At 59.7% G+C, this 13744-nt stretch carries 11 protein-coding genes and 4 tRNA genes; 13 read left to right on the top strand and 2 right to left on the bottom strand.

The window, feature by feature from the left end:
* Positions 1–26: 26 nt before the first annotated feature.
* A complete protein-coding gene (gene folD, locus THL1_RS18025; RefSeq protein ID WP_069084498.1) occupies positions 27–881 on the bottom strand; it encodes a bifunctional methylenetetrahydrofolate dehydrogenase/methenyltetrahydrofolate cyclohydrolase FolD in 855 nt (284 codons plus the stop codon).
* Between the two features lie 263 nt (positions 882–1144).
* Between folD and THL1_RS18020 the strand changes: the two genes are divergently transcribed.
* The 13 genes from THL1_RS18020 to tnpC all read left to right on the top strand — a co-directional run bounded on the left by THL1_RS18020 (position 1145) and on the right by tnpC (position 12801).
* Positions 1145–1221 (top strand) — tRNA-Arg (locus THL1_RS18020).
* A gap of 34 nt (positions 1222–1255) precedes the next feature.
* Positions 1256–1331, top strand: a tRNA-His gene (locus THL1_RS18015).
* Positions 1332–1388: 57 nt separating this feature from the next.
* Positions 1389–1473 (top strand) — tRNA-Leu (locus THL1_RS18010).
* A 116-nt stretch (positions 1474–1589) separates the two neighbouring features.
* Positions 1590–1665 (top strand) — tRNA-His (locus THL1_RS18005).
* A 241-nt stretch (positions 1666–1906) separates the two neighbouring features.
* Positions 1907–3217 (top strand): trigger factor, encoded by a 1311-nt coding sequence (tig, locus tag THL1_RS18000; RefSeq protein ID WP_069084497.1) that lies wholly within the window; start codon positions 1907–1909, stop codon positions 3215–3217.
* A gap of 96 nt (positions 3218–3313) precedes the next feature.
* Positions 3314–3955, top strand: coding sequence for an ATP-dependent Clp endopeptidase proteolytic subunit ClpP (clpP, locus tag THL1_RS17995; RefSeq protein ID WP_069084496.1), 642 nt, complete (start codon positions 3314–3316; stop codon positions 3953–3955).
* Positions 3956–4064: 109 nt separating this feature from the next.
* Positions 4065–5345 (top strand): ATP-dependent Clp protease ATP-binding subunit ClpX, encoded by a 1281-nt coding sequence (gene clpX, locus THL1_RS17990; protein ID WP_069084495.1) that lies wholly within the window; start codon positions 4065–4067, stop codon positions 5343–5345.
* Positions 5346–5478: 133 nt separating this feature from the next.
* Entirely contained in the window at positions 5479–7875 is a 2397-nt protein-coding gene (gene lon / locus THL1_RS17985; RefSeq protein ID WP_069084494.1) for an endopeptidase La, read from the top strand.
* A 135-nt stretch (positions 7876–8010) separates the two neighbouring features.
* Positions 8011–8283 (top strand): nucleoid-associated protein HU-beta, encoded by a 273-nt coding sequence (hupB, locus tag THL1_RS17980; RefSeq protein ID WP_003087931.1) that lies wholly within the window; start codon positions 8011–8013, stop codon positions 8281–8283.
* A 212-nt stretch (positions 8284–8495) separates the two neighbouring features.
* Complete coding sequence (locus THL1_RS17975) at positions 8496–10370, top strand: SurA N-terminal domain-containing protein (RefSeq protein WP_069084493.1); 1875 nt, start codon at positions 8496–8498, stop codon at positions 10368–10370.
* Between the two features lie 193 nt (positions 10371–10563).
* On the top strand, positions 10564–10881 hold the full coding sequence (gene tnpA, locus THL1_RS17970) for an IS66-like element accessory protein TnpA (protein WP_069081357.1): 318 nt from the start codon (positions 10564–10566) through the stop codon (positions 10879–10881).
* Positions 10878–11213 carry an IS66 family insertion sequence element accessory protein TnpB gene (gene tnpB, locus THL1_RS30770; RefSeq protein ID WP_069081356.1) on the top strand — a complete coding sequence of 112 codons (336 nt, stop codon included), beginning with the start codon at positions 10878–10880 and terminating at the stop codon, positions 11211–11213. Before tnpA ends, tnpB begins: the two co-directional genes overlap by 4 nt.
* 61 nt (positions 11214–11274) lie before the next feature.
* A complete protein-coding gene (gene tnpC / locus THL1_RS17960) occupies positions 11275–12801 on the top strand; it encodes an IS66 family transposase (protein WP_069081355.1) in 1527 nt (508 codons plus the stop codon).
* A 148-nt stretch (positions 12802–12949) separates the two neighbouring features.
* Here tnpC and fabI read toward each other — a convergent pair whose 3' ends face one another.
* Positions 12950–13744, bottom strand: coding sequence for an enoyl-ACP reductase FabI (gene fabI, locus THL1_RS17955; protein WP_069084492.1), 795 nt, complete (start codon positions 13742–13744; stop codon positions 12950–12952).

Genomic DNA, 13744 nt, shown 5'->3' with positions numbered 1-13744 from the left:
ATGCGGCCTTTTTTATTTTCGTCGCCTCAAGCGTGAAGCGTTTCCGCGGCGTACAGCGTGTTTTCCAGCAGGCAGGCTCGTGTCATTGGGCCTACGCCGCCGGGTACCGGGGTGATCCAGCTGGCGCGTTGCGCGGCCACGTCATACTCCACGTCGCCTACCAGCTTGCCGTCGTTCTGGCGGTTGATGCCGACATCAATGACGATCGCGCCGGGCTTGATCCATTCGCCCTTCACCAGGCCCGGCTTGCCGGCGGCGACCACTACCAGGTCGGCATTGCCGACGTGGCCAGCCAGATCCCTGGTGAATCGATGGGTGACGGTCACGGTGCAACCGGCCAACAGCAGCTCCAGCGCCATGGGGCGGCCGACGATGTTGGATGCGCCGACTATAACGGCATTCATTCCGTAGAGATCTGCGCCAGTGCTTTCCAGTAGGGCCATGATGCCCTTGGGCGTGCAGGGGCGAAGCAGGGGGATGCGCTGGGCCAGGCGGCCAACGTTATAAGGATGGAAACCGTCCACGTCCTTGTCGGGGTGGATGCGCTCCAGGAGTTGCGACGCATCGAGGTGATCCGGCAGCGGCAGTTGGACCAGGATGCCATCGATGGCGGGGTCTTCATTAAGGCGGTCGATCAATGCCAGCAGCTCAGCCTGGCTGGTGCTGGCGGGCAGGTCATGAGCCTGGGACAAGAAGCCGACTTCCTCGCAGTCCTTGCGCTTGTGCGCGACGTAGACCTGGGAGGCGGGATCGCTGCCGACCAGGATAACCGCGAGGCCGGGGACTCGCAGCCCTTGCTGGCGCCGCTCGGCGACACGTTGGGCTATCTGTTGGCGGAGGCGGGCGGCGATCGTTTTGCCGTCGATCAGTTGTGCGGTCATGACGCTAGATTAACCATCGGGAAGGGCTAAAAAGGGCGCGTATTCTCGCATGGAGGGGCGGTCGGGCAAAGGCGGCTGGTCAGCATTTTCCCGTAACTCCTTTATCTTTCTGATTTTTTTCAATTTTCCTGTTGACGAGGGGTGGGGCTGGCTATAACATGCGCCCCGCTTGTCGAGCACAGCCTGTCGCTGGGTAAGATGGCAGGGGTGGATCCAGGTGATCCAGTCCAGGCCAAAGCTTTATAGTCTGCTCGCAGATATAAGCGCCCGTAGCTCAGCTGGATAGAGCATCCGCCTTCTAAGCGGATGGTCGCAGGTTCGAGTCCTGCCGGGCGTGCCATTTGGCACATTTGGCGCAAGCAATGCGTAATATGGTGGGCGTAGCTCAGTTGGTAGAGCACAGGATTGTGGCTCCTGGTGTCGTGGGTTCGATTCCCATCGTCCACCCCATATTCGAGAGAGCGCCAGGCCGAGTGCCTGGCGTTTTCGTTTCAAGCGCTGCCTCTCGCGGACGTGGTGGAATTGGTAGACACACTGGATTTAGGTTCCAGCGCCGCAAGGCGTGAGAGTTCGAGTCTCTCCGTCCGCACCATGATGTTCGAGTCGTGCTGAATAGTGGATGTTCCGCGGGTTCTTGGCGACTCTGGTTGTAACGTGGTGGCCCCAGTGGCTTCCGCTGCCGATGAAAGTCGGCAAATGCGTAATATGGTGGGCGTAGCTCAGTTGGTAGAGCACAGGATTGTGGCTCCTGGTGTCGTGGGTTCGATTCCCATCGTCCACCCCATATTCATGAAAGCGCCGGGCTTGTTGCCCGGCGTTTTCATTTCCGGCTTGGTGAGAGGCTGCGGCGCGGGGGATTCGGGCCGTTGCCTGCCGCCTGACACATCCTGATTTCCCTTTCTTCTATCCCTTCGATTTGCTGGCTGTTTCTGGCGGGTGACTTCTGTAAATCGACCCACTAGAATGCATGCCCTTGATTCTGGGGCCGGAACGCCCGGCTTATGTCTGTGCAACGAGGATTATCCATGCAAGTTTCTGTAGAAAGCACCTCCGCTCTTGAGCGCCGCATGACCATCGGCGTGCCGGCCGAGCGCGTCGAGAACGAAGTGACCAAGCGCCTGCAGCAGACTGCCCGCCGCGCCAAGGTTGCCGGCTTCCGTCCGGGCAAGGTTCCGATGAGCGTCATTCGTCAGCGCTTCGAAGACTCCGCTCGTCAGGAAGTTCTGGGCGACCTGATCCAGTCTTCCTTCTATGAGGCCGTTGTCGAGCAGAAGCTGAACCCTGCTGGCACGCCGGCCGTCGAGCCGAAAGTGTTCGAGAAGGGCAAGGATCTGGAATACATCGCCACTTTCGAAGTGTTCCCCGAGTTCCAGGTGGCTGGCTTCGACGGCATCGCCATCGAGCGCCTGCAGGCCGAAGTGGGTGACGCTGACGTTGACAACATGCTGGACATCCTGCGCAAGCAGAACACCCGCTTCGAGGCCGTCGCGCGTGCAGCCGAGAACGGCGACCAGCTGAACATCGATTTCGTTGGCAAGATCGACGGCGAAGCCTTTGCTGGTGGTTCCGCCAAGGGCACTCCGCTGGTGCTGGGCTCCGGCCGCATGATCCCAGGCTTCGAAGAGGCGCTGGTTGGCGTCAAGGCCGGTGAGGAGCGTGTGATCAACCCGACTTTCCCGGCTGATTACCAGAACCTGGACCTGGCTGGTAAGACCGCCGAGTTTACCGTGACCGTCAACAGCGTTTCCGCTCCGCAACTGCCGGAACTGAACGATGAGTTCTTCTCCCTGTTCGGTATCAAGGAGGGCGGTCTCGAAGGTTTCCGCGCCGAAGTTCGCAAGAACATGGAGCGTGAACTGCGCCAGGCCACCAAGTCCAAGGTGAAGAACCAGGTAATGGACGGCCTGCTGGCTGCCAACCCGGTTGAAGTGCCGAAGGCCCTGATCGGCAACGAAGTGAACCGCCTGCGCGTGCAAGCTGTTCAGCAGTTCGGCGGCAACATCAACCCTGACCAACTGCCGGCCGAGCTGTTCGAAGAACAAGCCAAGCGTCGTGTGGTCCTGGGTCTGATCGTCGCTGAGGTCGTCAAGCAGTTCGAACTCAAGCCTGACGAAGCCCGCGTGCGCGAGCTGATTGAAGAGATGGCCTCCGCTTATCAGGAGCCCGAGCAAGTCGTGGCCTGGTACTACAAGAACGACCAGCAGATGAACGAAGTTCGTTCTGTTGTGCTGGAAGAGCAAGTTGTAGATACTGTCCTGCAGAAGGCCAACGTAACCGATAAAGCGGTTTCCTACGAAGAGGCAGTCAAGCCGGCAGACGCTCCGAAAGCCGACTGATTTCTACACCTCCTCCGAGTACACCATAAGCCAGCCTCCGAGCTGGCTTATGCGTCTTTGAGACATGACTATCTAATTAGGGAGTGATCGCAGGACATGTCCCGCAATTCTTTTATGCAGCAAATGCCTGACATCCAAGCCGCTGGCGGTCTGGTGCCGATGGTGATCGAGCAGTCCGCCCGTGGCGAGCGTGCTTACGATATCTACTCGCGCCTGTTGAAGGAGCGCGTGATCTTCCTGGTGGGGCCGGTAGAAGACTACATGGCGAACCTGGTGGTGGCGCAGCTTCTGTTCCTCGAGGCCGAGAACCCCGACAAGGACATCCAGCTCTACATCAACTCCCCAGGTGGTTCGGTCACTGCGGGCATGTCGATCTATGACACCATGCAGTTCATCAAGCCCGACGTATCGACGCTCTGCATTGGCCAGGCCTGCAGCATGGGTGCCTTGCTGCTTGCTGGTGGCGCTGCTGGCAAGCGATTCTGCCTGCCGCACTCGCGCATGATGATTCACCAGCCGCTGGGTGGTTTCCAGGGGCAGGCATCGGATATCGAAATCCATGCCCGTGAAATCCTCACCATTCGCGAGCGCCTGAACAAGATCCTGGCCGACCACACCGGCCAGCCGATTGATGTGATTGCGCGCGACACCGATCGTGACAACTTCATGAGCGGCGACGAAGCGGTCAAATATCGCCTGATCGACCAGGTGCTTAGCAAGCGCCAGCTCGTGGGCTAAGACCATCCGCAGGACCGCGGCCGGAGAAAGTCCGGCCGCTTCGCGGGGTTGAAAATGCCCGCATTTGCCTTCATCTTGTGTTTCAAGCCTACCCGATTGGATCGATCGAATGACTGACACCCGCAACGGCGAGGACAACGGCAAGCTGCTTTATTGCTCCTTCTGCGGCAAAAGCCAGCACGAAGTGCGCAAACTGATTGCCGGTCCCTCCGTCTTTATCTGCGACGAGTGCGTCGACCTGTGCAACGACATCATCCGCGAGGAGGTGCAGGAAGCCCAGGCCGAGAGCAGTGCGCACAAACTGCCTGCGCCCAAGGAAATTCGCACCATCCTTGATCAGTACGTTATTGGTCAGGAGCGCGCGAAGAAAGTGCTGGCGGTAGCGGTGTACAACCACTACAAACGCCTGAACCAGCGCGACAAGAAAGATGACGTCGAGCTGGGCAAGAGCAACATCCTGCTGATCGGCCCCACTGGTTCGGGCAAGACTCTGCTGGCTGAAACCCTGGCTCGTCTTCTCAATGTTCCCTTCACCATCGCCGATGCCACGACTCTCACTGAGGCGGGCTATGTGGGTGAAGACGTCGAGAACATCATCCAGAAGCTGCTGCAGAAGTGCGACTACGATGTCGAGAAGGCCCAGATGGGCATCGTCTACATTGACGAGATCGACAAGATTTCCCGCAAGTCCGACAACCCGTCCATCACGCGGGACGTGTCGGGCGAGGGCGTGCAGCAAGCCCTGCTGAAACTGATTGAGGGCACCGTTGCCTCGGTACCGCCGCAAGGCGGGCGCAAGCATCCGCAACAGGAGTTTCTGCAGGTCGATACCCGCAACATCCTGTTCATCTGCGGTGGTGCATTCGCGGGGCTGGAGAAAGTGATCCAGAACCGTTCCACCCGGGGTGGCATCGGCTTCAATGCTGAGGTTCGTAGCAAGGACCTGGGCAAGAAGGTGGGCGAAGCCCTCCGTGAAGTGGAGCCCGAAGATCTGGTGAAATTTGGCCTGATCCCTGAGTTCGTGGGGCGTCTGCCGGTCATCGCGACCCTCGACGAGCTGGATGAGGCTGCGCTGATGCAGATCCTCACTGAGCCGAAGAACGCGCTGACCAAGCAGTACGCGAAGCTTTTCGAAATGGAAGGCGTGGACCTCGAGTTCCGCCCGGATGCGCTGAAAGCCGTTGCCCATCGGGCTCTGGAGCGCAAAACCGGTGCTCGTGGCCTGCGCTCCATCCTCGAAGGTATCCTGCTCGACACCATGTATGAGATTCCCTCTCAAACAGATGTAAGCAAGGTAGTCATCGACGAAAGTGTCATCGAAGGATCGTCCAAGCCTCTGTTGCTCTACGAGAACAACGAGCAGCCTGCCAAGGCGGCGCCTGACGCTTGATGAAACAAAGGGGCCTGCGGGCCCCTTTGCATTTACTGCCTTAAAGCTTGTTTTTTCCCGGACCTAACCCCATCTTAGGGCCAAGGGTTTTCCCATCTGTTTACGGCCCGAGGGCCGCCGTAGAGCTGATACCATGAATACGACTGCCGAATTACCTCTCCTGCCATTGCGCGATGTCGTGGTCTATCCGCACATGGTCATTCCCCTTTTCGTGGGGCGTGAGAAATCAATCGAGGCTCTCGAAGCCGCGATGACGGGGGACAAGCAGATCCTCCTGGTTGCCCAGAAGAACCCGGCCGACGATGATCCGGGCGAAGACGCCCTGTATCGCATGGGTACCGTCGCCACCGTGCTGCAGCTGTTGAAGCTGCCCGACGGCACCGTGAAGGTACTGGTTGAGGGCGAGCAGCGCGGCGCCATCGAGCGTTTCATTGAAGTCGACGGCCATTGCCGCGCGGAAGTCAGCCTGATCGACGAAATCGATGCAGGCGAACGCGAATCTGAAGTTTTTATCCGTAGCCTGCTCAGCCAGTTCGAACAGTATGTTCAACTGGGCAAGAAAGTGCCGTCCGAGGTGCTTTCGTCGCTGAACAGCATCGATGAGCCGGGTCGCCTGGTGGATACCATGGCTGCCCACATGGCGCTGAAGATCGAGCAGAAGCAGGAAATCCTCGAACTGACCGACCTGCCCGAGCGTGTCGAGCACGTCCTGGCGTTGCTGGATGCCGAAATCGACCTGCTGCAGGTCGAGAAGCGCATTCGTGGTCGCGTGAAGAAGCAGATGGAGCGCAGCCAGCGCGAGTACTACCTGAATGAGCAGATGAAGGCCATTCAGAAAGAGCTGGGCGACATCGATGAGGGGCACAACGAAGTCGAGGAGCTGAAAAAGCGTATCGACAATGCCGGCCTGACCAAGGAGGCGCTGGCCAAGGCCAATGCCGAGCTGAACAAGTTGAAGCAAATGTCGCCGATGTCCGCCGAAGCGACTGTGGTGCGCTCCTATATCGATTGGCTGGTCAATGTGCCGTGGAAGGCCGAGAGCAAGGTTCGCCTGGATCTGGCGAAGGCCGAGGACATCCTCGACGCCGATCATTACGGCCTGGAAGAGGTCAAGGAACGCATCCTCGAATACCTTGCCGTGCAGAAGCGCGTGAAGAAGGTCAAAGGCCCGGTTCTCTGTCTGGTTGGCCCGCCCGGTGTCGGCAAGACTTCGCTGGCCGAGTCCATTGCACATGCCACCAATCGCAAGTTCGTGCGTATGGCCTTGGGCGGTGTGCGTGACGAGGCCGAGATTCGCGGTCACCGTCGTACCTACATTGGTTCCATGCCGGGTCGTCTGATCCAGAAGATGACCAAGGTCGGCGTGCGCAACCCGCTATTCCTGCTCGACGAGATCGACAAGATGGGCAGCGATATGCGCGGTGATCCTGCGTCCGCGCTGCTGGAAGTGCTCGACCCCGAGCAGAACCACAATTTCAACGACCACTACCTGGAAGTCGATTACGACCTCTCGGATGTGATGTTCCTCTGCACCGCCAACTCCATGAACATTCCGGCACCGCTGCTGGACCGTATGGAAGTGATCCGTTTGCCGGGCTACACCGAGGACGAGAAGGTCAACATCGCCGTCAAGTACCTCGCTCCCAAGCAGACCAAGGCCAATGGCCTGAAGAAGGGCGAGCTGGAATTCGATGAAGCCGCTATTCGCGACATCATTCGTTACTACACCCGCGAGGCCGGTGTTCGTAGCCTCGAGCGTCAGCTCGCCAAGGTCTGCCGCAAGGCGGTGAAGGAGCATGCCCGCGAGAAGCGTTTCGCGGTGCAGGTGACTGCAGAGTCCCTGGAACACTTCCTTGGTGTGCGCAAGTACCGTTACGGCCTGGCCGAACAACAGGACCAGATCGGTCAGGTTACCGGCCTTGCATGGACCCAGGTGGGCGGCGAACTGCTGACCATCGAGGCGGCGGTCGTTCCCGGCAAGGGGCAACTGACAAAGACCGGTTCGTTGGGTGACGTGATGGCCGAATCCATTACGGCCGCCCTTACCGTGGTCCGTAGCCGTGCGAAGAGCCTCGGGATTCCCGCGGACTTCCATGAGAAGCGTGACATCCACATTCACATGCCTGAAGGCGCCACTCCGAAGGATGGCCCCAGTGCCGGTATCGGCATGTGCACGGCGCTGGTTTCGGCCATGACACAAATCCCGGTTCGCGCCGATGTGGCCATGACCGGAGAAATCACCCTGCGTGGTCAGGTGCTCGCGATTGGTGGCTTGAAAGAGAAATTACTGGCCGCGCATCGTGGTGGAATCAAGACCGTGATCATTCCCGAAGAGAATGTACGCGATCTGAAAGAAATTCCCGAAAATATCAAGCAAGACTTGGCGATTAAACCCGTTAAATGGATTGACGAGGTCCTGCAAATTGCGCTGCAATACGCCCCGGAGCCCTTGCCCGATGCGGCTCCGGAGATGGTTGCAAAGGATGACAAGCGCGAGTCTGATTCCAAGGAGCGAATCAGCACGCATTAGCCGGGGGGCTTTCTTGACACATTTTTAGAGCCCTTGTTATAAAGCGGCTCTTATGTGTTAGCAGGCCATCCAGCACCCGCTTTGCTTACACCAAAAAATTAAGAAACAACTCAACAGAAATAAGGGGACTTAAGAGTGAACAAGTCGGAACTGATTGATGCTATCGCCGCATCTGCTGACATCCCGAAAGCTGTAGCTGGCCGCGCGCTGGACGCAGTTATCGAATCCGTTACTGGCGCTCTGAAGGCTGGTGACTCCGTGGTGCTGGTTGGCTTCGGTACTTTCGCTGTTAAAGAGCGTGCTGCTCGTACTGGCCGCAACCCGCAGACTGGCAAGCCGATCAAGATCGCTGCTGCCAAGATCCCTGGCTTCAAAGCTGGCAAAGCTCTGAAAGACGCCGTCAACTAAGCGTCTTTCGGGCTCTGCCCGACCGGGCTGGGTTCAGCTTGGCCCGATAGCGGAGCGGTGGAAGGGAAGGGTTTCTTCCTACCACCAAAGAGATTGAATCTCAGGCCCCGCGAGCTACGAGAAGGCGCATCCTAGGATGCGCCTTTCTCATATTCGGATACTCTACCCGCGTTACTCGGTTGCGACCCAATGCAGCCGTTTCTGGGGGACCCATGCTGCAGAACATCAGGGACAATTCACAGGGGTGGATTGCCAAAACCATCATTGGCGTCATCATCGCGCTGCTGGCTCTGACCGGTTTCGACGCCATCTTCAATGCCACCAGCAATCGCCAGAATGCGGCTGAGGTCAATGGTGAGGAAATCAGCCTGGATCAGCTGACCGAAGCGGTCAACCTCCAGCGCCGTCAGTTGCAGCAGCAACTGGGCAAGGATTTCGACGCCTCGCTGCTTGACGACAAGCTGCTGCGTGAAGCCGCGCTGAAGGGGCTGATCGAGCGCAAGCTCCTGCTGCAAGGCGCCGGGGAGGCTGATTTCGCCTTCTCCCAGAGCGCCATTGACCAACTCATCCTGCAGACGCCGGAATTCCAGGTGGACGGCAAGTTCAATGCCGATCGCTTTGATCAGGTTATCCGGCAGATGAACTACAACCGCCTGCAGTTCCGTCAAATGCTCGAGCAGGAAATGCTCATCGGCCAACTGCGTGCAGGTCTGGCCGGTAGCGGCTTCGTGACTGACGCCGAGGTTGACGCCTTTGCCCGCCTCGAGAAGCAGACCCGCGACTTCGCGACCCTGACCCTGAAGGCCGATCCGGCTGCGGTCAGCATCTCCGATGATGAGATCAAGGCGTACTACGACGGTCACGTCGATCAGTTCATGAGTCCCGAGCAGGTCGTGGTCGAGTACGTGGAGCTGAAGAAGGCTGCCTTCTTCAGTCAGGTCGAGGCCAAGGACGAAGACCTTCAGGCTCAGTACCAGAAAGAGATCAGCAACCTCGCCGAACAGCGTCAGGCCGCCCACATCCTCGTGGAGGTCAATGACAAGCTGAACGAAGAGCAGGCCAAGGCCAAGATCGAGCAGATCAAGCAGCGTCTGGACAAGGGCGAGGACTTCGCCGCACTAGCCAAGGAGTCCTCCGATGACTCCGGCTCCGCTGCCAACGGTGGTGACCTGGGCTTCGCGGGGCCCGGCGTTTACGAACCCGCCTTCGAAGAGTCGCTGTATGCGCTCAAGCAGGGCGAGGTTTCGGCCCCGGTGCGTACGCAGTACGGCTGGCACCTGATCAAGCTGCTGGGCGTGCAGGCGCCTGAGGTTCCGAGTTTCGAAAGCCTGAAGCCCAAGCTGGAGCACGACATCAAGGCCCAGCAAGTGGAGCAGCGCTTCGTCGAAGTGAGCAAGGAACTGGAAGACGCTGCCTTCGAAGCGTCCGACCTGGCCCAGCCGGCCCAGGAGCTGAACCTGGAAGTGAAGACCAGTGCGCCCTTCGGTCGTGAAGGTGGTGAGGGCCTGACTGCCAACCGTCAGGTGCTGCAGGCTGCCTACAGCCCGGAAGTGCTGGAAGACGGAGCCAACAGTTCCGCTATCGAGCTGGATCCCGACACCGTTGTCGTCCTGCGTGTCAAAGAGCACAAGAAGCCTGAGCAGCTTGGGCTGGAAAAGGTCAGCGACAGTATCCGCCAGCACCTGCTGTCCCAGAAGGCCAGCGAGGCCGCCAAGACCAAGGGCGATGCTCTGATGGCCAGCCTGCGTGAAGGCAAGACTCCGGTCGAACAGGCTCAGGATGGTCAGTCCTGGCAGGTGGTGGAAGCCGCCACTCGCAGCCAGGAAGGGGTCGATCCGGTTCTGTTGCAGGCGCTGTTCCGTATGCCCAAGCCGGTTGCCGCGGACAAGCCGGAGTTCACCGGCGTGAAGCTGAACAACGGCGACTACGTGGTGATCCGCCTGAATGGCGTCAACCTCGCGGACGCCAAGCTGTCCGAGCAGGAGAAGGCGATGTACAGCCGCTTCCTGGCCTCGCGCAGCGGTCAGCAGGACTTTGCGTCCTACCGGCGCCAGTTGGAAGAAAAGGCGAAGATCGAACGTTTCTGATTGACTCGCTGAAGGAGAAGGCCGCTTATGCGGCCTTTTTCTTTTGGGTAGGGGGGATATCGCTTTTCATATCCACCATCGGCGCCGCGCAATGTAAGCGTCCAGCCAAGTCACCTTCCGAACTCCAGCATTAAGGGCGATGGTGTCCGCGTATTTTTAAGCGGACGCGATAGCCCTTATCGCCGGGATTTCCATGCGCCAACGAAGCTCTTACCCCAAACCGTTCAAGGCCCAGGTTGTTCAGGAGTGCCTGCAACCCGGTGCGACCGTCTCCAGCGTTGCCATCAGCCACGGCATCAACGCCAACGTCATTCGCAAGTGGCTGCCGCTTTACCGAGATCAGCCACCAGCGGCGTTGCCGGCGTTCGTTCCATTGAGGGCCATGCCTAAACGAACAACTGAGGCGTTCGCAATCATTGAGTTGTCCCTTGGCGAGCAAGCGGTCACAGTGAAATGGCCAGCCTCCGATCCTGAAGGCTGCGCCTGCTTTGTGCGTGGGCTCACCCCGTGATCCGCATCGATACCATCTGGCTCGCCACCGAGCCGATGGACATGCGCGCCGGTACCGACACCGCGTTGGCGCGTGTGGTGGCCGTGTTCGGTGCGGCGAAGCCGCACTGCGCCTATCTCTTCGCCAACCGCCGCGCCAACCGCATGAAAGTCCTGGTGCATGACGGCGTGGGTATCTGGCTGGCTACGCGGCGCTTGAACCAGGGCAAGTTTCACTGGCCGGGCATCCGGCACGGCTCGGAAGTCGAACTCGGCACCGAGCAACTTCAGGCTTTGGTACTGGGTCTACCCTGGCAGCGGGTCGGTGCAGCCGGCGCGATCACAGTGCTGTAGCACCTGCCATTAGCCCATCGGTTTATCTCCGCTGACCGCCTGCTCTGGCACAATCAGCGGCATGACTGCCTCGCCCAATCTCGACCAACTGACACCTGAACAGCTGCGCGCACTGGCCGCGCAGCTGCTCACGCAGGTCGACATGATGGGTAAGAAGATCCACCGCGACCAAACGGTTATCGAGAACCTCACCCACGAAATCGCCATCCTCAAGCGGCACAAGTTCGCCAAGCGCAGCGAGCAACTGAGCCCTGACCAGGGCAGCCTGCTGGAAGACCTGCTCGACACCGACATCATGGCCATCGAAGCCGAGCTGAAAGCCGTCAATCCTACGGTTGCCCCAGCCGAACCACGCCAACAGCCCAAGCGCACACCGCTGCCAGCGCAATTCCCGCGCACCGTGATCCATCACGAACCGGACACCACCCAGTGCGCCTGCGGCTGCCAGCTGCAACGCATCGGTGAAGACGTCAGCGAAAAGCTGGATTACACGCCGGGCGTGTTCACCGTCGAACAGCACGTACGTGGGAAATGGGCCTGTCGCCAGTGCGAAACACTGATCCAGGCACCAGTGCCGGCCCAGGTGATCGACAAGGGCATCCCCACCGCCGGCCTCCTGGCTCACGTGATGGTGGCCAAATTCGCCGACCACCTGCCGCTGTACCGGCAGGAAAAGATCTTCGGCCGTGCCGGCCTGGCTATCGCTCGTTCGACGCTGGCGCAGTGGGTCGGGCAAACCGGCGTGCAGCTCCAGCCGCTGGTCGATGCACTGCGCGAAGCCGTGCTGGGCCAACGCGTGATCCATGCTGACGAAACCCCGGTGCAAATGCTCGCGCCGGGCGAGAAGAAAACCCATCGGGCTTACGTCTGGGCCTACAGCACCACGCCCTTCGCCGATCTGAAAGCCGTGGTCTACGACTTCAGCCCCAGTCGTGCCGGCGAGCATGCGCGCAACTTCCTCGGCCAGTGGAATGGCAAGCTGGTCTGCGACGACTTCGCTGGCTACAAGGCCGGTTTCGAGCAAGGCATCACCGAAATCGGCTGCATGGCCCACGCCCGCCGCAAGTTCTTCGATCTTCACGCGGCGAACAAAAGCCAACTGGCCGAACAGGCACTGCACGCGATTGGCGGCTTGTACGAAATCGAACGGCAAGCACGGGACATGAGCGATGAAGAACGCGGGCGAATACGGCAGGAAAAAGCTTCGCCGATCCTCGACGCGCTGCATGACTGGATGCTGGCCCAGCGTGATCGGGTGCCCAACGGATCAGCAACGGCGAAAGCCTTGGATTACAGCCTCAAACGCTGGCTGGCACTGACTCGCTATGTCGAGGATGGTGCTGTGCCCATCGACAATAATCCGGTCGAGAACCAGATTCGGCCATGGGCGCTAGGCCGCTCGAACTGGTTGTTTGCCGGATCGCTACGCAGCGGAAAACGAGCGGCGGCGATCATGAGCCTGATCCAGTCGGCCCGCATGAACGGACATGATCCGTATGCCTATCTCAAGGATGTGCTGACACGACTGCCGACGCAGCGGGCAAGTGAGATCGATCAACTGCTGCCGCATCAGTGGATACCTGCCTGAATCACGCAAGGTGAGTTCGGCGTACGCTTACCGCGCAATGGCTGCGATGGTGGATTGATGGAGCGCGATCCACCGTACGGGAAACGCAGCCCGACCGGGCACAAAAAAAAGCCCGCATGAATGCGGGCTTTTTCGTTCTGGGCGGTTATCAGTCTTCGATGTTGCCCATGGCGGTAGTGTTGAAGCCACCGTCGACGTACATGATCTCGCCGCTGATGCCCGACGCCAAGTCCGAGCACAGGAAGGCGCCGGCATTGCCGACTTCTTCGATGGTTACGTTGCGGCGCAGCGGAGTTTGCTTCTCGTTGGCTGCGAGCATCTTGCGGAAGCTCTTGATGCCGGAAGCCGCCAGGGTGCGGATCGGGCCGGCGGAAATGGCGTTGACGCGGGTGCCTTCCGGGCCGAGGCTGCCGGCCAGGTAGCGAACGCCTGCTTCAAGGCTGGCCTTGGCCATGCCCATGACGTTGTAGTTCGGCATGGTGCGCTCGGCGCCCAGGTAGGACAGGGTCAGCAGGCTGCCGTTGCGGCCTTTCATCAGCTCGCGACCTGCTTTGGCCAGGGCCACGAAGCTGTAGGCGCTGATGTCGTGGGCGATGCGGAAACCGTCGCGGGTGGTCACTTCGGTGAAGTCGCCGTCCAGTTGGTCGCCTGGGGCGAAGCCCACGGAGTGGACGATGCAGTCCAGACCATCCCACTTCTTGCCCAGGGCTTCGAAGACCGCGGCGATCTCGTCGTCATTGGCCACGTCGCAGGGGAAGCAGAGCTCGGCATTGGAGCCCCAGCTTTCGGCGAACTCTTCAACGCGGCCCTTCAGTTTTTCGTTCTGGTAGGTGAAGGCGAGCTCGGCGCCTTCGCGATGCATGGCTGCAGCGATGCCCGATGCGATGGACAGTTTGCTGGCTACGCCAACGATCAGTACGCGCTTACCGGCGAGAAAACCCAT

Origin of the sequence: Pseudomonas sp. TCU-HL1, assembly GCF_001708505.1 — a bacterium.
Taxonomy (GTDB): domain Bacteria; phylum Pseudomonadota; class Gammaproteobacteria; order Pseudomonadales; family Pseudomonadaceae; genus Metapseudomonas.
This window is presented reverse-complemented; position numbering and strand designations above follow the sequence as displayed.